Raw genomic sequence first — 18,030 nt, 5'->3', positions numbered from 1 at the left:
CGGCGCCGTGCGCGGCGCCAGATCACGTTCCGGTGACCCGGAACGGCCCGCGTTAACGGTTCGGCGCCGAAGTCCGTCCGGCCCTCGATTCCGGACCCGTACGCTTCTACGCTTGAACTATCTCATCGCTTCAGGGGGTGGCTGGATTGAAGAAGATCCACGTATGGCTCGCAGCCGTGTTGCTGGCCGTCGGCATGGTGCTGGTGGCATCCGGGCCGGCCTCGGCGGAACCCTATTGCGGCCTGGTGTGGGGATCGCTGGCCAAGGCTGATCCGGCGCTGAGCCAGGCCAAGGTGACCAACGTACGCACCGGCCAGCACTACTGCTTCGACCGGCTGGTGGTCGATCTCAACGGCCCGGTGGCGGGGTACAACGTCCGCTACGTTCCGCAGGTGACCCAGGACGGCTCGGGGGCCGGCGTGCCGCTGAGGGGCCAGGCGTTCATCCAGCTCACGGTCAACGCTCCGGCCTACGATGACACCGGCAACTCCACCTACAACCCGGCGGACAAGAATGAACTCACCACTGTCACGGGATACCAGACGTTCCGCCAAGTGGCTTTTGCCGGCAGTTTTGAGGGCTACACGACGCTTGGGCTCGGGGTCCGCGCGCGGTTGCCGTTCCGGGTGTTCACCCTCGCCGGGCCCGACGCCGGCTCACGGCTCGTGATCGACGTCGCGCATTTCTGGTGAGGCCTGGTTCAGGGCGGGACGTTTCCCGTTAGAGGGAGTTGAGCTCCGCCCGGAGCGGGTACTCGCGGCCGTCCAGGACCAGCTGGCTGCAGCGGCGTGTTGCCGGGTTGAGGACGAGCGGGGCCATCAGGTTGACCGTGGTGGCATTGGCGGTGTGGTTGAGGACCACCAGCACCTGGTGCCCCGCGCCCTGTTCCAGTTCGAGGGCCTCCAGCGATGCGGACGGAATCGGCGGGGCGTATCCCGGCACAAACACGGCCGCGTCGGCGAGGAACAGCCGCACCGGGGTGGAGCTTGACTCCAGGGCGTAGAGCCCCGCCGCGCCGTCGACGCTTCGAAGCGTGAAGTCGTGCACGTGCTCCAGTCCCGGCATGGGGGCGGTGAAGGTGACGGGGGTGTTCATCACGGCTGTGCTCACCGGAGGAAGTCCATCAGCGTGGGCTGCAGGACCCGTGCCGTGGCGGCCAGGGCCACCTGGTAGTTGGTTTCCTGAAGTTTCAGGTCCATGATGACGCTGCCGAGATCTGCCTTCTCAATGCCGGTCCGCTGGGCATCCAAGGTGGCCTCCAATTCTGTATTGACGTTGCCGGCACGTTCCAGCTGCGATTGGCGTGTTCCTATTTCAGCACGTCCGTTGACGACGTTCTTGAAACCAGTTTCCACCGCAGCGAGCCGCGGCGTAATATCCGTGCCGCTCCGCAGATCGGCGGCGATCTTGCTGACGACGTCGAAAAGGGAGCCGGTGCCGCTGCCGAAGATCGCCTCGCCATCGGCGTCGACGCGCACCGTCTGCGTGGCGCTGACTCGGCGCTCCACGGCGCTGCCGGAGACGCCGTTGAACACCGGCGGAGCCGCCGAGCTGAAGGCCGCGGCAGCATCCGAGCTGCCGGCAAAGATGTTCCGGCCCAGGTGCTTGCTGTTGGCGATCGAAACAAGGTCCTTGCTCAGGGCCTCCAACTCGAAGGCGATGGCGTCCTTGCCGGACTGGTTCAGCGAGCCGTTTCCCGCCAGCACGGTGAGGTCCTTGACCCGGTGCATCACATTGGTGGCCTGCTCTAGCGCGGAATCCGCCGCGGTGAGCCAGGTGCCGCCGTCGTCGATGTTACGGCCGTACTGCGCCGTGGCGGCGAGCAACGCACGGGTTTCGAGCGCCTTGGCAGTAGCGGCCGGGTCGTCCGAGGGGCGGGAGATCTTGTTGAGTGTGGTGGCCTTTTCCTGCAGCTCCGCCAGCCTGGACTGCTGGGTCTGCAGGGTCCGCTGGGCGTTCGCGCTCATGGTCAGGTTTGTTACCCGGTCCAGCATGTCTACCTTCCTACCAATCCGGTGCGGTTGATCAGGACGTCAAGGGCTTCGTCGACGGCGGTCATCACGCGGGCCGCGGCCTGGTAGGCGTGCTGGTTGGTGAGCAGGCTGACGTTTTCTTCGTCCAGGCTCACGGAGGCCTGCGAGGCGCGGCCCGTCAGGGCGGACGCCTGGGCGGCGTTGGTGAGTGACTCGTGCTGCTGGGCTCCGCGGGACTGCACCCCGATGTTGGTCACGATGCCTGCCCAGAGCTTGTCCGGGAAACCTGCGCCGGTGCCGAGCTGCGAGATCTTGTCAGCAATGCTGGTGCCCAGCGCGCCGCCCGTCGAAGCCTTGAGGGCGATGTTGTCGATGTTGGCGGGGCCGGAGATGCTCAGCGCAGCGGGGCCTGTGCCGGCGGTGGTGAAGAAGTCGACGTTTGTGGCGCCGGTGCCCGTGACTCCGGACTGGTGGACGGTGTTCACTGCCGTAGCGAGGGCGGTCGCGAAGGTGTTGTAGGACTGGGCTGCCTCGGCGATGGGGCCTCCGGATCCTCCCGAGGCGGGAGCCAGCACGGAGAGGGCGCCGGCGAGTTCGCCGCCGTCGGGGGCTGCCACGCCGGGTGGGTTCTTCCAGAGAAGCTGCACCGGGGATCCCATCCGATCCGAGGGCGTGCCTGAGAGGGCAAGTGTCCGCACGGAGCCGCCCGTGACGAGGGCGTTGCCGCCGACGAGGACGTCCACCGTGCCGTCGGCCTGTTCGCGGACGGTGCCGCCGGCGAGACTGGCGATGCTGTCCGTGAGTTTGGCGCGCGCGTCGATTAGCTCATTTGCGGACCCACCAGCGGCAAGGGTGGAGCGGATGGCCGTGTTGTAGGCGGCAACCTGGGCGGCGGCCGCGTTGACGGCGTCAACCGAGTCGGCGGCCTGGCCGCGAACACTGCTCCACTGGGAGTCGAGGGCCCGATATGCGGAGGAGATCTTGTCCGTCACGGAATTGGCAGCGTTCAGCAACAGTCCCCTTGGGGCCAGGCTGGTCCGGCTGGATGGCTGCACCCTGCCACGCTGACCAGAAGCCCTGCAATGCGGTGGAGATGCCGTTATCGCCGGGTTCCTGGAGGATCCCTTCGATGCCCTGCAGCGCGGAGGAACGGACGCTCGCGTAGCCGGCCTGGGCGCCCGCCGAGCGGACTCCGGCGTCGAGGAAGCTGTTGCCGAGCCGTGCGATGGCGTCCACGGACACACCCTGGCCGGGCTGCAGTGTGCCGCCGCTGAAGAGTCCGCGGGCGGGCGCGGCCAAGGAAGACTGTTCCACCCGCTGCCGGGTATAGCCCTCGGTGGCGGCGTTGGCGATGTTCTGACCGGCAACGTTCATGCCCTGCTGTGCGGCGGTCAGTCCACGGTAGGCGTTATTCAGGGCGCCGAAGGTGCTCATGGTCGCTTCCTTACAATTGCTTGTCGAAGATGCGGGAGCCGGCGGATTCCCCGGTCTTGCCCTGCGCGTCGTAGGTGCCGGCTACCGGCCGCAGATCGGCCAGCGACTCCTGGGTGGAGCGGACGGCCGTGCGCAGGAACTGGTCGTTGGAGTCGCGGACCTCTTTGATCAGGGCGGTCTGGCGGGTCAGTGCGGTCAGGTGCGCGGTAAGGATCTCGGCCCAGGCGCCTTCCGGCGCCGCGGCGGCCAGTTCCGCCAAGGACGCGTCGGTGGGAAGGCCCCAGACCTCGGCGACGACGGCGGCCTCGATGGTGCGCGCGAGGCTCGCTTGGGAGAGGTGCCCCAGAACCTGTTCGACCTCCCGGGTGCCGTGGGGAAGCCAGCGGGACTTGCCCGAGGTGAGCAGCAGCTGCTCCTCCTCAAGTTTGAAAGTGAGAACGTCCAGGAGTTCACGCTCCCGCCACAGCAGGGCTGAAAGTTCGTGGATGGCCATGGTCCGGACGGCTCCCTCAAAGGTGACTAAAGCGGTGGTGCCGGGCATGCAGCACATAAGGAGGCGGCTGCAGCCATCAGCAGGGTTCGTAGAAACTATCGGCAGGGGAGTGGGATCCGTTAGCGGGAACAAGGCGGATTACAGGCGGAACGGCAAGGAAAAGCCGTCCGGAAAAGAATTTTGGAATTCTGCTTACCTGTGCTTCAGAAATGGCGATAACTGTATTAGCCCCGCTCGCCGCCGAGGTACTGCGCCAGCATAGGCTGCGTTGTCCGCCGGTTTATGATCAGGGCGCGCTGTACGTTCGCGGCAGTCGTCAGCTCTTCAAGGATCTCCGCGGTATCCGTCCCGGACGCGGACCCTGTCCCGGACGCCCCACCGGGGGAAGCACCGGAAGATGCCGGCAGGCTCCGCTGACGCAGGGTCTCTTCGGTGGACCGCGCAGTGTCGTTGAGCTGGCGGAGCAAGTCCCGGAGAGCATCCAAATGCTCGCCCAGGACCTCCTGCCAGGAACCGGCCGGCGCACCGGCGATCAGTTCGACGAGGGTGGCCTGGGCCGGCAGCCCCCATTCCGCCGCCACGGCCGCCGATTCGACGCTCCGGGCCAGCGCTTCAAAGCGCAGGCGGCCCAGGACACTCTCCACTTCGGTGGCGGTGACACTCAGCCACCGGAAGTTCCCCGCCAGGACATGCAGGCGCTGTGTCTCGAGCCTGAACAAGAGCAGTTCCAGCTCACGGCGCTCCTGCCAGAGAGCTGCCGAAAGATCACCTGCACCCATGCGCCCCCTTTAGTCGCCACGCCGGCAGAAACAGTGCTGCCGCAGTTTCAGCCAAGCTTTTTCCTGAGGGTACACGCAGATTGTTGATAGGGTGATAAGTTCCCTCCATGGGTGCTGCGCCCGGGTATCGAACACCGCCTCCCATGGGGGAGTGAGGGACCGTTTGCGGGTGCGGCTCTCGGTGTTTTAAGTGGTTTGACGCTTCGGATCCGGTCTCATGGGGGGACACACTATTGAATCGCGTAGAACGCAACGAGCTGGTCACGCAGCACCTTCCGCTGGTGGGCTACCTCGTTTCAGATTTGTGCTCGAAAGCGTCACACCTTTCCCGCGATGACCTGGCGTCAGCGGGTGCCGTCGCACTGATTACCTCGGCCGACTCCTTCGACCCGGACCTCGGCGTACCCTTCGGAGCCTTTGCCCGCCGGCGCATCCTCGGCGCGTTCGCGGACGAGATGCGTGCGAGCGACTGGGCCACCCGCTCGGCGCGGCGACGGATCAAGGAAACCATGTCCGTCCAGGAGACCTTGGCCGCCGCCCTCGGACGTACGCCCAGCGTCGACGAGATCGCCTCCGCCCTGGGCGTGCAGCAGAGCGTCGTCGAGGCAGCCCTGGCCGATGCGTCCCGAACGCTGACCCCGCTCGACGACGCCGTCGTAGACACGCTGGCAGCGGAGACGCTGTCCCCCGAGCACTCCGTGCTCGCCGATGAACGGCTGCAGTACCTGCGCGCAGCCGTGAAGTCGCTCCCGGAGCGCATGCGCTACGTCGTCGAGGAGATCTATTTCGGCGACCGCACCGTGAAGGAACTGGCCGCGGAACTCGGCTCCACCCACGCGGCTGTGTCCCAGCAGCGCTCCGAAGCCATCCGGCTCATGCGCGACGGCCTGACCGCGCACTACGCGGACGATCCCGAGCAGACCTTTGAACCGCAGTCCCGGATCACGCCGCGGCGCCGGAACGACTACCTTTCCCAGCTGGCCGAGACCACAGCGGGTGGCATCACCCGGGCCATTTTCCCGCAGGGGCCGATGCTCAACGAGGCGGTCTGAGCTTCCTGCACGGCAGATAGTAAGCCCCTTAGCAAGCTGGCCGGGGAAATTTCGGCGGGACGGTCGCCGTCCTGCTGGGCCCTGGGGTAGCGTCGGAAGCATCGGCCTTGCGGTATCGGACGCAACGGTATCGGACCTACTCAGGAGGACGCATGAAAGCAACACCTACGCTTACCGCGAACTGTCAGGCAGTGCTCGTGGACCTGATCGAACTTCACGTCCAGGGCAAGCAGGCGCACTGGAACATCGTGGGGGCGAACTTCCGGGACCTGCACCTTCAGCTGGATGAGATCGTCGACGCCGCCCGCACCTTCGCGGATGACATGGCCGAGCGTATGCGTGCCCTTCACGCCCTGCCGGATGGCCGCAGTTCCACGGTTTCCAAGTCCACTTCCCTCGCGGAATTCCCGGCCGGCCTGATCAGCACCAAGGACGCCATTGACAAGATTGTCGCGGCACTCGAGGCGGCGGTCGGTACCATGCGCAAGGTCCACGACGAAGTGGATGAAGAGGACCCCACGACGGCGGACCTGCTGCACGCGTTGATCGCCAAGTTCGAGCAATTCGCCTGGATGGTGAACGCGGAGACCATGCGCGCCACCGCCAGCGTCACCACCGCGGACAGCAAGAAGTAGCATCCCACACTCAGCCAAACCGCAGTCCAAGCGTCCGGCGCAGGGTTCTTCCCGGCGTCGGACGCTTGGCTTTTAAGCCTTGACATCCGGACGGGTCGGTGAATACTTAAGTATGTGCTTAACAATCAGGCGGGCCAGAAGGGGGAGCGGGAGCTCGACGGCGTATTCCATGCGCTCGCCGACCCCACCCGGCGCGCCATCGTCGCCCGGCTCTGCGAGGGCCCGGCGACGGTTTCGCAGCTCGCGGAGCCGTTTCCGATCAGCCTGCCCGGGATTGTCCAGCACCTTCAGGTCCTGCAAGCCAGCGGCCTGATCCGCAGCGAAAAGATCGGCAGGGTCCGCAGCTGCAGCGTCGATCCTGCCACGGTCCGGCGTGCAGAAAACTGGCTGGGCCAGCGCCGGACGCCGGCCGAGCGACGCCTCGACCGCCTCGAGGGCTTTCTGGGTGAGGACAGCCCGGACCGCCCGCCCCAGCCTCCCGACTGAACCAATTCCAGGAGCCCACCATGAACACCCCGGTAACGCACGCCAGCTTCAGCCTGGAACGCAGGCTGAACGCCCCGCCGTCGCGCGTCTTCCACGCGTTTTCCGACCATCCGAGCAAGAAGAAGTGGTTCGCGGGCCCGCCCGAATGGAACCAGGGCGAGTCCAGCCTGGACTTCCGGGTGGGCGGCCGCGAAACCGACGTCGGCGGCCCCGTCGGCGGCTTCGTCTCCACGATGCACGCGGTTTACCACGACATCGTGGAGAACGAGCGGATCGTCTACAGCTACGAAATGCTGCTGGACGGGGAGCGCATGTCCGTTTCGCTCAGCACCCTCGAGCTGGAGCCCGACGGCGGCGGCACCCTGCTGACACTGACCGAACAGGGCGCCTTCTTCACCGGTACCCGGGACAGCGACCAGGCGCAGGTGGCAGGCCGCAAGGAAGGCACCGGCGAGCTGCTCGACGCCCTCAAGGCGTACGTCGAGGGCAACTGAATCCAGCCCGCTATTTGGCGGTCGGCACCTTCCGCAGGACGACGGCGGCAAGGACTGACGCTCCCGCCATCAGTATCAGTGCGATGGCGGCCGTGACATGTACGCCGGAATCAAAGGCGGCACGAGCGGCCGCCATCACTGCTTCCGCCAGCGGGCCGGGAAGTGCTTGCGAGAGTTCCACCGCTCCGGCGAGCGTTTCCCCGGCCTGGGCAACCTCGTCCGCCGTTGCCGCCCCGGTGACGCCGCCCGGGAGCCGGAGATTGCCTTGGTACGAGGCGGTCAGGATGGAGCCGAGGATGGCCGTGCCCAGCAGCGAACCGACCTCGTAGCCGGTCTCGGAAATGGCAGCAGCCGCGCCCGATTTCTCCGCCGGCGCCGCACCGAGGATCAGGTCGTTGGAGATGGTTTCCGCGGCCCCGACGCCCAGGCAGAGGACCAGCAGGGCCGCCAACAGGATCCCCGGGCCGGTGCTGTGGTCGCCGAAGGCCACCAGGAAGTAGCCCGCGGCGCTCAGCAGCAGGCCGCCGGCCACCACGAAGCCCGGCCGGATTTTCCGCACCAGCGGCACCACCAGCAGGCCGGCCGCGACGGTGGCGATCAGGGCCGGAACCATCGCGACGCCGGATTCCGAGGGGGACTGGCCTTCCAGCAGCTGCAGGTGCTGGGCCAGGAAGAGGATGAAGCCATTGTAGGAAAACAGTGCGAGGACGTTTGCCGTGATGGCCGTGCTGAAGACCCGGTTGCCGAAGAGGCTGACGTCCAGCAGCGGGGCCGCCGTGCAGCCCGCGGCCCCGCGTTCCTGACCGCCTCGCAGCAGGGCCCGCTGCCGCCGGATGAAGACGTATCCCATGAGCAGGCCGAAGCCGATCAGGGCCAGCGGCGCCGGGGCGGGGCCATGGGTGGCCAGATCCTTGATGCCATAGACCACCGGCACCATTACCAGGAGGGACAGGACGATGCTGGGCACGTCCACCCGGCCGGGATTCGGATCGCGCGATTCCGGGATCAGGATGGGCCCGAGCGCCAGCAGCGGCAGGATGATCGGCACAGCGACGAGCAGGACGGCGCCCCACCAGAAGTGCTCCACGAGCCAGCCGCCGAAGATCGGGCCCAGGGCGGCGCCGCCGGAGAAACCCGCAGCCCAGATGGCCACGGCCAGCCGGCGCCGGTTCGGCTCCGGGAAGATGTTGCGGATCAGGGACAGGGTGGACGGCATCAGCATCGCGCCGAAGAAGCCCAGCCCCGCCCGTCCGGCGATCAGCCATTCGGCGCTGGGCGCGAAGGCGGTGACAGCCGAGACCGCCGCGAAGCCCGTGCTGCCGATGAAAAGGAGCCTGCGGCGTCCGATCCGGTCGCCCAGGCTGCCCATGGCCACGAGCAGCCCGGCCAGGACCAGGGGATAAGCATCCACAATCCACAGCAGCTGCACCCCGGAGGCGTCCAGGCCGCGGGCGATGGCGGGCAGCGCAAAGGTGAGCGCCGTGTTGTCCACCGCGACCAGCAGCACCGGGAACATCAGCAGCGACAGCGCCAGCCAGTCGCGCCACGGCGCCCGCGGGGCGGATGCCGGCGTTGTGGCGGTGGCTGCAGGAATCGATGTAGTCCTCATAATTAATAACTATACCGTCCAGACGGTACAGTTAAGAAATTCCGGACCGGACAGGCATGATGGGACCCATGCCCAGAAAACCCGTCGCCCGCGAAGCCGTCCTTGACGCCTTCGAATCCCTGCTCATCGAAGAGGGCGAACGTGCCGCCACGCTGGACGCCGTCGCCAGGCGGGCCGGGGTCTCCAAGGGGGGACTGCTGTACCACTTCCCGAGCAAGGAAGCCATGGTTTCCGTGCTGCTGGAGCGGCTCGACCGGCTCCTCGGCGAGGACCTCGGGAGGATGGCCGCCGCGCCGGAAGGGGCTGCCGCATACTTCATCAAATCCTCGGTCTGGGCGGACACCCCGATGGACCGCGTGTTCGTCGCCGCCACCCGGCTGGCCGAAGTGGCCCACGAAGAAACACTGCAGCGCATTGCCGCCGCCCAGGCGGGCTGGCTGGAACTGCTCGCTGCCGACGTCGGGCCGGGCATGGCCAAGGCGGTGCTCTACATGGGCGACGGGCTCTACTTCAACGCGATGCTGGCCCGAGGACCGGGCGGACCGCTCCCGCAGGTCAGCGGGGATGTCGCGAGCCTGCTGGCCGCCGTCGAACGGCTGCGTGGCTGAGCCGGACGGCCGGGCAACTCCCGTCCGCCGAGGTCGCCGGAAGCGCGCGGGGTCGCCGTAATTTCGGGATTTTCCGGCGAATCCGCAGTCTTCCCGCGATGTCGCGTCCGACGGCGGTCCTGGGGCGTAACTCTCGCCTGGGTCCGGTCATTGGTTTGCGGACGCGCGCCCGCCATAGGACAATGGGAGCTGTGACTGTTGTCACGAGCAATTGAATATGCCTTTGATCTGCGGCGGGAGAGTTCTGCTTGTAGGTACAAGCGGGCGCCGTAGGAGCAAACCCTCCCCAGGAATCTCTCAGGCCCATGTACCGCCGCGGCAAGGCGACTCTGGAAAGTAGCAGGCTGTCCTCTGACATGCTGTGCTCACCGACGGTGCAAGCGGAGCCCTGCGAACGCGCGGCTGCGCGGAAACTCTCAGGTCCAATACAGAGCGGGGAGGAACCCGAATCAATGTGGCGTACCCTGCGCCGCCTTAGTTATGGAGTTCCTTGTGACTGTTACCCCAGCCTCCACGTCCTTCGTTGACCGGCACATCGGCGCCCGCCGCCAGTCCGACGTCGACGCCATGCTGAAGGCTGTCGGCTACGACACCGTCGATGCGCTGGTGGACACCGCCGTTCCGAAAGACATCCGGCAGGATTCGCCGCTGGCGCTCGGCGAAGCCCTCAGCGAAGTCGAGGTCCTCGCCGAACTGCGCAAGTTGGCCGGCAAAAACAAGACCGCGGTCCAGATGATCGGCCAGGGCTACTACGACACCCTGACCCCGGCCGTCATCCGCCGGAACATCCTCGAGGCGCCCGCCTGGTACACGGCGTACACGCCCTACCAGCCCGAAATCTCGCAGGGCCGGCTTGAGGCGCTGCTGAACTTCCAGACCATGGTCCAGGACCTCGTCGGCCTGCCGATCGCCAACGCCTCCCTGCTCGACGAAGCCACCGCCGTCGCCGAAGCCGTGCTGATGATGCGCAGGGCAAACAAGAACAAGACCGCCCACGACGGCAAAACCGTCCTCGACGCCGACTGCCTGCCGCAGACCATCGCGATCGTGAGGGGCCGCGCCGAAGCGCTCGGCTTCGAGGTCGAGATCGCCGATCTTTCCAAGGGCCTGCCCGACGGCGTCATCAACGGCGTCGTCCTCCAGCAGCCCGGCGTCTCCGGCCGTGTGTTCGACCACACCGCCGTGATCGCGGACGCCAAGGCACGCGGCGCGCTCGTCACCGTCGCAGCCGACCTGCTGTCCCTGACCCTCATTACCCCTCCGGGTGAGCAGGGCGCCGATATCGCCGTCGGCTCCGCCCAGCGCTTCGGCGTCCCGCTGTTCTTCGGTGGTCCGCACGCCGCCTACATGGCCGTCCAGAAGGGCCTGGAGCGGTCCATGCCCGGCCGCCTCGTGGGAGTGTCCAAGGACAACGCCGGCGTCCCGGCCTACCGCCTGGCGCTGCAGACCCGCGAGCAGCACATCCGCCGCGAGAAGGCGACGTCCAATATCTGCACCGCCCAGGCGCTGCTGGCGATCGTGTCCTCCTTCTATGCCGTCTACCACGGCCCGGACGGGCTGAAGGCGATCGCCGAGACCACCCACGGCCACGCCAGGACCATCGCCGCCTCGCTGAAGGCCGCCGGCCTGGACGTGCTGCACACGTCCTTCTTCGACACCGTCACCGTCTCCGTCCCCGGCAAGGCCGCGAACATCATTGCCGCCGCCGAGGCTAAGGGGATCAACCTGCGCGTCATCGACGCGGACACGGTCGGGATCTCCGCCGATGAGGCCACGACGGCGGCCATTGTCGCCGACGTCGTCGCCGCCTTCGGCGCGACTGTCACAGACACTAACTCAGACGCAGAATCCGGCGATGACTCAGACACTGACTCAGGTGACGATTCCGCTTTCGGCCTGGACACCGCCGTCGAGCGCACCTCCGACTACCTCCAGCACCCGGTGTTCAACACCCACCGCTCCGAGACGCAGCTGCTGCGCTACATCCGCCGGCTCTCGGACCGTGACCTCGCGCTGGACCGCACCATGATCCCGCTGGGCTCCTGCACCATGAAGCTGAACGCCACGGCCGAGATGGAAGCCATCTCCTGGCCGGAGTTCGCCTCCATCCACCCCTTCGCCCCGGACTCCCAGACCGCCGGCTGGCGCGAACTGATCGAGGACCTGGAAGCCCAGCTGACCGAGATCACCGGCTACGACCAGGTCTCCATCCAGCCGAACGCCGGTTCCCAGGGCGAGCTCGCCGGCCTGCTGGCGATCCGCGGCTACCACTTGTCCCGCGGCGACGAGCAGCGCAACATCTGCCTGATCCCGGCCTCCGCGCACGGCACCAACGCGGCCTCGGCCGTGCTCGCCGGCATGAAGGTCGTCGTCGTCGCCACCGCCTCCGACGGCACCATCGACCACGCCGACCTGCAGTCCAAGATCGAGCTGCACAAGGACGCCCTGTCCGCGATCATGATCACCTACCCGTCCACGCACGGTGTGTACGACGCCGACGTCCGCGAGGTCTGCGACGCGGTCCACGCCGCCGGCGGCCAGGTCTACATCGACGGCGCCAACCTCAACGCCCTCGTCGGACTGGCCCAGCCCGGCCTGTTCGGCGGCGACGTCTCGCACCTGAACCTGCACAAGACCTTCTGCATCCCGCACGGCGGCGGCGGACCCGGCGTCGGCCCGGTCGCGGCCAAGGCCCACCTGGCCCCGTTCATGCCGGGCAACGCCGCGGATCCGGCCAACGGCGCCGACGGCACCCCGATCTCCGCGTCCCGCTACGGCTCCGCCGGCGTGCTGCCGATTTCCTGGGCCTACGTGAAGCTCATGGGCGGTACGGGCCTGACCGAGGCCACGAAGTCGGCGCTGCTCGCGGCCAACTACATCGCGGCGCGACTCAACGACTTCTTCCCGGTGCTCTACACCGGCGAAGGCGGACTCGTGGCCCACGAATGCATCCTTGACCTGCGCGAACTCACGGCCAAGACCGGCGTGACCGCCGAGGACGTGGCCAAGCGCCTGATCGACTACGGCTTCCACGCCCCCACCCTCGCGTTCCCGGTGGCCGGCACCCTCATGGTCGAACCCACCGAATCTGAGGACCTTGGCGAGATCGACCGCTTCATTACCGCCATGGTCTCCATCCGCGCCGAAATCGACCAGGTGGCGCACGGCGATTTCACCGTCGAGCACAGCCCGCTGCGCAACTCCCCGCACACAGCCGCGGCCGTCATCAGCACCGACTGGACCCGCGAATACCCGCGCGAGCAGGCCGTCTTCCCGGTCCACACGCTCAAGCAGGACAAGTACTTCCCGCCGGTCGGCCGGATCGACGGCGCCGCCGGCGACCGGAACCTGATCTGCTCGTGCCCTCCCCTTGAAGCGTTCGAGGACCACACAGAAGCCGTCGAGGACCACTCCGACGACTCCGCGAACTAAGGACAGCCACCGATGACTGAGAACTACACGGCCCTGTACGAAGAGCACAAGAAGCTCGGCGCCTCCTTCACGGACTTCGGCGGCTGGCAGATGCCGCTCAAGTACAGCTCCGAGCTGGCCGAGCACCACGCCGTCCGTGCGTCCGCCGGCCTCTTCGACCTCTCCCACATGGGCGAAGTCTGGGTCACCGGCCCGGGCGCCGCCGCCTTCCTGGACTACGCCCTCGTGGGCAAGATCTCCACCATGTCCATCGGCAAGGCAAAGTACTCGCTGATCTGCAACGAGGGCGGCGGCATCATCGACGACCTCATCACGTACCGCCGTGGCGATGAGAAATTCCTTGTGGTCCCCAACGCGGGCAACGCCAAGGTCGTGGCCGCGGCCCTGGCTGAAAGGGCCGGTTCCGGCAAAGAGGGGGGCTTCGACGTCGTCGTCGAGGACGCCTCCGCCTCGACCTCGTTGATCGCCGTCCAGGGCCCCAAGGCCCAGGAAATCCTGCTCCGCCTGGTTCCCGCCGCGCAGCACGAGCTCGTCACCGGGCTCAAGTACTACGCCGCCGTGGACGTCCCCTTCATGGTCGGCGGGGCCAGCCAGGAGCTGCTGCTGGCCCGCACCGGGTACACCGGTGAGGACGGCTTCGAGATCTTCGTGGCGAACGACTCCGCCGCCGCCCTCTGGCAGGCCATCGTCGCCATCGCCGAGGACGGGGAGCTGACACCCGCCGGTCTCGCTTCCCGCGATTCGCTCCGCCTCGAGGCCGGTATGCCGCTGTACGGCAACGAACTCTCGCTGGACGGCGACCCGTTTGCCGCCGGACTCGGACCCGTCGTCGCGCTGTCCAAGGAAGGCGACTTCGTCGGCAAGGCCGCCTTGGCCGCCAAGAAGGAAGCCGGCGCCGGAACCACCACGGGCCGCAAGCTCGTCGGCCTCAAGGGCCTCGGACGCCGGGCCGGCCGCGGCCACTACCCGGTCCTCAAGGACGGAAACGTGGTCGGCGAAGTCACCTCCGGCCAGCCCAGCCCGAGCCTCGGCTTCCCGGTCGCGATGGCCTACGTCGACGTCGCGTTCACCGAGCCCGGCACGGCCCTGGACATCGACCTCCGCGGCAAGACGGAGCCGTTCGAAGTAGTGGCACTGCCTTTCTACAAGCGCGTCAAGTAGTCCACCCAGTACCTCAGCGGTTCCCGGGTGCCTCAGCGGTCCCCGACTCCGGGACCGGCAGGCCCCAGTTTTCACGCGTGCTCGCTCGTTCTCCCCACCGTCTCCCTAACCTCGCAAGTCCCCACCGGCTCCCAGCCTTCGCAAGCTCAGGCCGGGTCCCTCGCCGGCGTGGCCCCACGGCCAGGGAACCCGGACGGCGGGGGCCCCACGCTTAGACGCACGCTTTCGAAAACCGCGACCAGCCAGCCCCTCAAGGGCAGCTCACCTTCAGGGAACTGAAGAGATCCGGACCAACGCGAACCAGCGCCTTTGAAAGCCAAGGGTGCCGAAAATTGACCGCCTACTGAGGGTCGGCACTAGAAGAATACGAAGGGCCACGGTTCCTTTCCGGGAACTGGTGGTCTGTCCGAAACTGTTGGCCCCGAAAACTGAACTGGCCGATAGCGGCAGGGGAGCGGATTCCGGAAGCGTGCGTCTAAGCGAGGAACGAGCGAGCACGCGGAGGAATTCGGTTTCCTGACGCGTAACCCGGCCACGGCTGATATCAACACCCAGCCACAATTGATTTAGCACCACGACCAAACCAAGACTTAGGAAAAACACATGGCAAAAGTAGCTCCCGAACTGCAGTACTCCGCCGAGCACGAGTGGGTTGCGCGGGAGGCCGGGAACGTTGTGTCCATCGGCATCTCCGCCGTGGCCACGGATGCCCTCGGCGACATCGTCTACGTGGATCTCCCCGAGGTCGGCGCAGCGGTGACCGCGGGGGAGACCTGCGGCGAGGTCGAGTCAACCAAGTCCGTCTCGGACCTGTACTCCCCGGTCACCGGCGAGGTCACCGAAGTGAACGCCGCCGTCGCCGACGACCCCGCGCTGATCAACACGGACCCCTATGGTGCCGGCTGGCTCTTCAAGGTCGCTGCCGAGTCCGACGGACCGCTGCTCTCCGCGCAGGAGTACGCGTCCAAGAACGGCGGCGAACTGTGAGCGGCGCACATGCAGGCACAGTAACGTTCGAGCAGGTCATTTCCCCGAGCCTGGATGCCCAGCTGTCCGAGCTGGACCCGGAAATCGCGGCGAAGATCGACGACGAACTCACCCGCCAGCGGAACGGCCTGGAAATGATCGCCTCGGAGAACCACACCGCCGTGGCCGTGATGCAGGCGCAGGGCTCGGTGCTGACCAACAAATACGCCGAGGGCTACCCGGGCAAGCGCTACTACGGCGGCTGCGAGCACGTGGACGTGATCGAGCAGCTCGCGATCGACCGGGTCAAGGCCCTCTTCGGTGCGGAATACGCCAACGTGCAGCCGCACTCCGGCGCGCAGGCCAACGCCTCGGTGATGCACGCGCTGATCAAGCCGGGCGACACCATCATGGGCCTGAACCTCGCGCACGGCGGGCACCTGACGCACGGCATGCGGATCAACTTCTCCGGCAAGCTGTACAACGTGGTCCCGTACCAGGTCCGCGAGGAGGACCACCGGATCGACATGGCCGAGGTGGAGCGGCTGGCGCTGGAGCACAGGCCGGCGCTGATCGTGGCCGGCTGGTCCGCCTACGCCCGGCAGCTGGACTTCGCCGAGTTCCGCCGGATCGCCGACTCCGTGGGCGCCTACCTGATGGTGGACATGGCGCACTTCGCCGGGCTGGTCGCCGCCGGGCTGCACCCCTCCCCGGTGCCGCACGCGCACGTCACCACGTCCACGACGCACAAGACCCTCGCCGGTCCGCGCGGCGGCATCATCCTGTCCAACGACGCCGGCATCGCCAAGAAGATCAACTCGGCGGTGTTCCCCGGCCAGCAGGGCGGCCCGCTGGAACACGTCATCGCCGGCAAGGCCGTGGCCTTCAAGATCGCCGCGTCCCCGGAGTTCAGGGAACGCCAGGAACGGGTCCTCGCCGGCGCCCGGATCCTGGCCGAGCGCCTGGTCCAGCCGGACGTCACGGCCAAGGGGATCAACGTGATCTCCGGCGGCACCGATGTGCACCTGGTCCTGGTGGACCTGCGCAACTGCGAGCTCAACGGGCAGCAGGCCGAGGACCGCCTCGCGGAAATCGACATCACGGTCAACCGCAACGCCGTGCCGTTCGACCCCCGCCCGCCGATGGTCACCTCAGGCCTGCGGATCGGCACCCCGGCGCTGGCCACCCGCGGCTTCGGCGAAGCAGCCTTCGCGGAGGTCGCGGACATCATCGCCGAGGCCCTGACCGCCGACGCCGGCGCCGACCTGTCCGGTCTGCGTCACCGCGTGGAGGCCCTCGCCGCCGCGCACCCGCTCTACCCCTCGGTTGCCAACCTCGCCTAAGGGACGTATTACAGAAGTAGTGGCACTACAGATCACGACGCCGGGCCGCCGCCACCAGCTGCCGCCCGGCGTCGTGCATCCGGCAGCGATGCCGCCCACCGGCGGCCGCACAGCCCTCCGGCAGGACCATCTGCCGGACCACAGTTTGACCTAGTTAGGAACCGACAATGGCTGTTGGAGTCTTTGACCTTTTTTCCATCGGGATAGGACCGTCCAGTTCGCACACCGTGGGCCCCATGCGGGCCGCCGCGGTCTTCGCGGGTGAACTCAAGGCGTCCGGAGACCTGGACCGGGTGGCCTCGCTGCGCGTGGACCTCTACGGGTCCCTCGCCGCCACCGGCCGCGGCCACGGCACCATGACCGCCATCCTGCTCGGGCTGGAAGGCTACCACCCCGAGCGCATCCTCCCGGACGAGGTGGAGGAACGGCTGGCCGCCATCGCCGCAACCGGCACCCTGAACCTGGCCGGTGAGGTTCCCCTGCCCTACGGGGAATCCGACATGGTCCTGCGCCCCCTGACCATCCTGCCCCGGCACACCAACGGGATGACGTTCACCGTCTCCGACGCCGGCGGCGGGGTCCTCCATGGCGCTACCTTCTTCTCCGTGGGCGGCGGCTTCATCGTCCGCGAGGGCGAGGAAGAGGCAGCCCAGAAGGAATTGGACGAGTCCAAGAAGGAACTGCCGCTGCCGTTCCGCACCGCCGCGGAACTGCTGGGCCACTGCTCCGCCAAGGGGCTGTCCATCGGCGAGATCATGATGGTCAACGAGCGCGCCTCCAGGTCGGAGCAGGAGATCCGGGAAGGCCTGCTGCACATCTACTCCGTGATGGAAGGCTGCGTCGCAGTCAGCCTCAAGCGCAAGGGCCTGCTGCCCGGCGGGCTCAAGGTCCGCCGCCGCGCCCCCGACTGGCATGAGCGCCTCCTGAAGGAGGACACGGACCGTGACCCGAAGTACTGGCAGGAATGGGTCAACCTGATCGCGCTGGCCGTCAACGAGGAAAACGCCTCCGGCGGACGCGTGGTCACCGCCCCCACCAACGGCGCCGCCGGCATCATCCCGGCCGTGCTGTACTACGCCCTGCACTTTGCCCCCGGCATGGACAAGGCCACCCAGCAGGACCGCGACGAGACGATCGTCAAGTTCCTGCTGACCGCCGCCGCCGTCGGGGTGCTCTACAAGGAACAGGCCTCGATCTCCGGCGCCGAGGTGGGCTGCCAGGGCGAGGTGGGCTCGGCGTCGTCGATGGCGGCCGCCGGCCTGGCCGAGGTCATGGGCGGGACGCCGGCGCAGGTGGAGAACGCCGCGGAAATCGCGATGGAACACAACCTCGGCCTGACGTGCGACCCCATCGGCGGGCTCGTGCAGATCCCCTGCATCGAACGCAACGCGATCGCCGCAGCCAAGGCCATCAACGCCGCCAAGATGGCGCTCTGGGGCGACGGCACGCACCGGGTGTCCCTCGATGAGGTCATCGTGACCATGCGGGAGACCGGCAAGGACATGAGCTCCAAGTACAAGGAAACCGCCATGGGCGGCCTCGCTGTCAACGTTCCGGAGTGCTGA

At 67.4% G+C, this 18,030-nt stretch carries 19 protein-coding genes and 2 riboswitches; of the genes, 12 read left to right on the top strand and 7 right to left on the bottom strand.

The window, feature by feature from the left end; all coding sequences use genetic code 11:
* The first annotated feature begins 146 nt into the window (after positions 1-146).
* Positions 147-692: an AMIN-like domain-containing (lipo)protein gene (locus ACVWZ8_RS04055; RefSeq protein WP_456503877.1), complete on the top strand. Its 546-nt coding sequence runs from the start codon at positions 147-149 to the stop codon at positions 690-692.
* A 28-nt stretch (positions 693-720) separates the two neighbouring features.
* Here the strand turns inward: ACVWZ8_RS04055 and fliW are convergent, their stop codons facing one another.
* The 6 genes from fliW to ACVWZ8_RS04025 all read right to left on the bottom strand — a co-directional run bounded on the left by fliW (position 721) and on the right by ACVWZ8_RS04025 (position 4,679).
* Complete coding sequence (gene fliW, locus ACVWZ8_RS04050; protein ID WP_426976105.1) at positions 721-1,110, bottom strand: flagellar assembly protein FliW; 390 nt, start codon at positions 1,108-1,110, stop codon at positions 721-723.
* Positions 1,107-1,994 (bottom strand): flagellar hook-associated protein FlgL, encoded by an 888-nt coding sequence (gene flgL / locus ACVWZ8_RS04045; RefSeq protein ID WP_426976106.1) that lies wholly within the window; start codon positions 1,992-1,994, stop codon positions 1,107-1,109. Before flgL ends, fliW begins: the two co-directional genes overlap by 4 nt.
* Positions 1,995-1,996: 2 nt before the next feature.
* Positions 1,997-2,965 (bottom strand): FlgK family flagellar hook-associated protein, encoded by a 969-nt coding sequence (locus tag ACVWZ8_RS04040; protein WP_456503876.1) that lies wholly within the window; start codon positions 2,963-2,965, stop codon positions 1,997-1,999.
* Positions 2,883-3,407 (bottom strand): flagellar basal body protein, encoded by a 525-nt coding sequence (locus tag ACVWZ8_RS04035; protein WP_456503875.1) that lies wholly within the window; start codon positions 3,405-3,407, stop codon positions 2,883-2,885. The genes ACVWZ8_RS04040 and ACVWZ8_RS04035 overlap by 83 nt, the downstream gene beginning before the upstream one ends.
* A gap of 10 nt (positions 3,408-3,417) precedes the next feature.
* On the bottom strand, positions 3,418-3,900 hold the full coding sequence (gene flgN / locus ACVWZ8_RS04030) for a flagellar export chaperone FlgN (RefSeq protein ID WP_456505901.1): 483 nt from the start codon (positions 3,898-3,900) through the stop codon (positions 3,418-3,420).
* 224 nt (positions 3,901-4,124) lie between these two features.
* Positions 4,125-4,679: a flagellar protein FlgN gene (locus ACVWZ8_RS04025; RefSeq protein WP_456503874.1), complete on the bottom strand. Its 555-nt coding sequence runs from the start codon at positions 4,677-4,679 to the stop codon at positions 4,125-4,127.
* Between the two features lie 233 nt (positions 4,680-4,912).
* Between ACVWZ8_RS04025 and ACVWZ8_RS04020 the strand changes: the two genes are divergently transcribed.
* The 4 genes from ACVWZ8_RS04020 to ACVWZ8_RS04005 all read left to right on the top strand — a co-directional run bounded on the left by ACVWZ8_RS04020 (position 4,913) and on the right by ACVWZ8_RS04005 (position 7,346).
* On the top strand, positions 4,913-5,731 hold the full coding sequence (locus tag ACVWZ8_RS04020; RefSeq protein ID WP_426976137.1) for a sigma-70 family RNA polymerase sigma factor: 819 nt from the start codon (positions 4,913-4,915) through the stop codon (positions 5,729-5,731).
* Between the two features lie 152 nt (positions 5,732-5,883).
* Positions 5,884-6,366: a Dps family protein gene (locus tag ACVWZ8_RS04015; RefSeq protein ID WP_426976138.1), complete on the top strand. Its 483-nt coding sequence runs from the start codon at positions 5,884-5,886 to the stop codon at positions 6,364-6,366.
* 114 nt (positions 6,367-6,480) lie between these two features.
* Complete coding sequence (locus ACVWZ8_RS04010) at positions 6,481-6,852, top strand: ArsR/SmtB family transcription factor (protein WP_456503873.1); 372 nt, start codon at positions 6,481-6,483, stop codon at positions 6,850-6,852.
* Between the two features lie 20 nt (positions 6,853-6,872).
* Positions 6,873-7,346 (top strand): SRPBCC family protein, encoded by a 474-nt coding sequence (locus ACVWZ8_RS04005; RefSeq protein ID WP_456503872.1) that lies wholly within the window; start codon positions 6,873-6,875, stop codon positions 7,344-7,346.
* Between the two features lie 10 nt (positions 7,347-7,356).
* Here the strand turns inward: ACVWZ8_RS04005 and ACVWZ8_RS04000 are convergent, their stop codons facing one another.
* Positions 7,357-8,955 (bottom strand): MFS transporter, encoded by a 1,599-nt coding sequence (locus ACVWZ8_RS04000; RefSeq protein ID WP_456503871.1) that lies wholly within the window; start codon positions 8,953-8,955, stop codon positions 7,357-7,359.
* Between the two features lie 68 nt (positions 8,956-9,023).
* Between ACVWZ8_RS04000 and ACVWZ8_RS03995 the strand changes: the two genes are divergently transcribed.
* The 7 genes from ACVWZ8_RS03995 (at position 9,024) to ACVWZ8_RS03965 (ending at position 18,030) form a co-directional block, all read left to right on the top strand.
* Positions 9,024-9,563: a TetR/AcrR family transcriptional regulator gene (locus ACVWZ8_RS03995; protein ID WP_426976142.1), complete on the top strand. Its 540-nt coding sequence runs from the start codon at positions 9,024-9,026 to the stop codon at positions 9,561-9,563.
* A gap of 224 nt (positions 9,564-9,787) precedes the next feature.
* Positions 9,788-9,886, top strand: a riboswitch (glycine riboswitch).
* Between the two features lies 1 nt (position 9,887).
* Positions 9,888-10,004: riboswitch (glycine riboswitch) on the top strand.
* 39 nt (positions 10,005-10,043) lie between these two features.
* Complete coding sequence (gene gcvP / locus ACVWZ8_RS03990; RefSeq protein WP_456503870.1) at positions 10,044-12,995, top strand: aminomethyl-transferring glycine dehydrogenase; 2,952 nt, start codon at positions 10,044-10,046, stop codon at positions 12,993-12,995.
* Between the two features lie 12 nt (positions 12,996-13,007).
* Positions 13,008-14,156 (top strand): glycine cleavage system aminomethyltransferase GcvT, encoded by a 1,149-nt coding sequence (gene gcvT, locus ACVWZ8_RS03985; protein WP_456503869.1) that lies wholly within the window; start codon positions 13,008-13,010, stop codon positions 14,154-14,156.
* A 603-nt stretch (positions 14,157-14,759) separates the two neighbouring features.
* Entirely contained in the window at positions 14,760-15,143 is a 384-nt protein-coding gene (gcvH, locus tag ACVWZ8_RS03980) for a glycine cleavage system protein GcvH (protein WP_456503868.1), read from the top strand.
* Complete coding sequence (gene glyA / locus ACVWZ8_RS03975) at positions 15,140-16,465, top strand: serine hydroxymethyltransferase (RefSeq protein ID WP_456503867.1); 1,326 nt, start codon at positions 15,140-15,142, stop codon at positions 16,463-16,465. The genes gcvH and glyA overlap by 4 nt, the downstream gene beginning before the upstream one ends.
* 19 nt (positions 16,466-16,484) lie before the next feature.
* Positions 16,485-16,619 (top strand): hypothetical protein, encoded by a 135-nt coding sequence (locus tag ACVWZ8_RS03970; RefSeq protein WP_426976147.1) that lies wholly within the window; start codon positions 16,485-16,487, stop codon positions 16,617-16,619.
* Positions 16,620-16,632: 13 nt separating this feature from the next.
* On the top strand, positions 16,633-18,030 hold the full coding sequence (locus tag ACVWZ8_RS03965; RefSeq protein WP_456503866.1) for an L-serine ammonia-lyase: 1,398 nt from the start codon (positions 16,633-16,635) through the stop codon (positions 18,028-18,030).

It is taken from the genome of Arthrobacter sp. UYCu723 (assembly GCF_054059215.1).
The sequence above is the reverse complement of the archived record's forward strand: the minus strand, read 5'-3'. Positions and strand labels throughout refer to the sequence as shown.

Bases quoted from the DNA above. Each gene is read 5' to 3' on its own strand.
- ACVWZ8_RS03965 (WP_456503866.1), top strand. From the start codon at position 16,633: ATGGCTGTTGGAGTCTTTGACCTTTTTTCCATCGGGATAGGACCGTCC.
- ACVWZ8_RS04015 (WP_426976138.1), top strand. From the start codon at position 5,884: ATGAAAGCAACACCTACGCTTACCGCGAACTGTCAGGCAGTGCTCGTG.
- ACVWZ8_RS03995 (WP_426976142.1), top strand. From the start codon at position 9,024: ATGCCCAGAAAACCCGTCGCCCGCGAAGCCGTCCTTGACGCCTTCGAA.
- gcvP (WP_456503870.1), top strand. From the start codon at position 10,044: ATGGAGTTCCTTGTGACTGTTACCCCAGCCTCCACGTCCTTCGTTGAC.
- ACVWZ8_RS04025 (WP_456503874.1), bottom strand. From the start codon at position 4,679: ATGGGTGCAGGTGATCTTTCGGCAGCTCTCTGGCAGGAGCGCCGTGAG.
- ACVWZ8_RS04035 (WP_456503875.1), bottom strand. From the start codon at position 3,407: ATGAGCACCTTCGGCGCCCTGAATAACGCCTACCGTGGACTGACCGCC.
- flgN (WP_456505901.1), bottom strand. From the start codon at position 3,900: ATGGCCATCCACGAACTTTCAGCCCTGCTGTGGCGGGAGCGTGAACTC.
- ACVWZ8_RS04005 (WP_456503872.1), top strand. From the start codon at position 6,873: ATGAACACCCCGGTAACGCACGCCAGCTTCAGCCTGGAACGCAGGCTG.
- gcvT (WP_456503869.1), top strand. From the start codon at position 13,008: ATGACTGAGAACTACACGGCCCTGTACGAAGAGCACAAGAAGCTCGGC.
- ACVWZ8_RS04000 (WP_456503871.1), bottom strand. From the start codon at position 8,955: ATGAGGACTACATCGATTCCTGCAGCCACCGCCACAACGCCGGCATCC.
- flgL (WP_426976106.1), bottom strand. From the start codon at position 1,994: ATGCTGGACCGGGTAACAAACCTGACCATGAGCGCGAACGCCCAGCGG.
- gcvH (WP_456503868.1), top strand. From the start codon at position 14,760: ATGGCAAAAGTAGCTCCCGAACTGCAGTACTCCGCCGAGCACGAGTGG.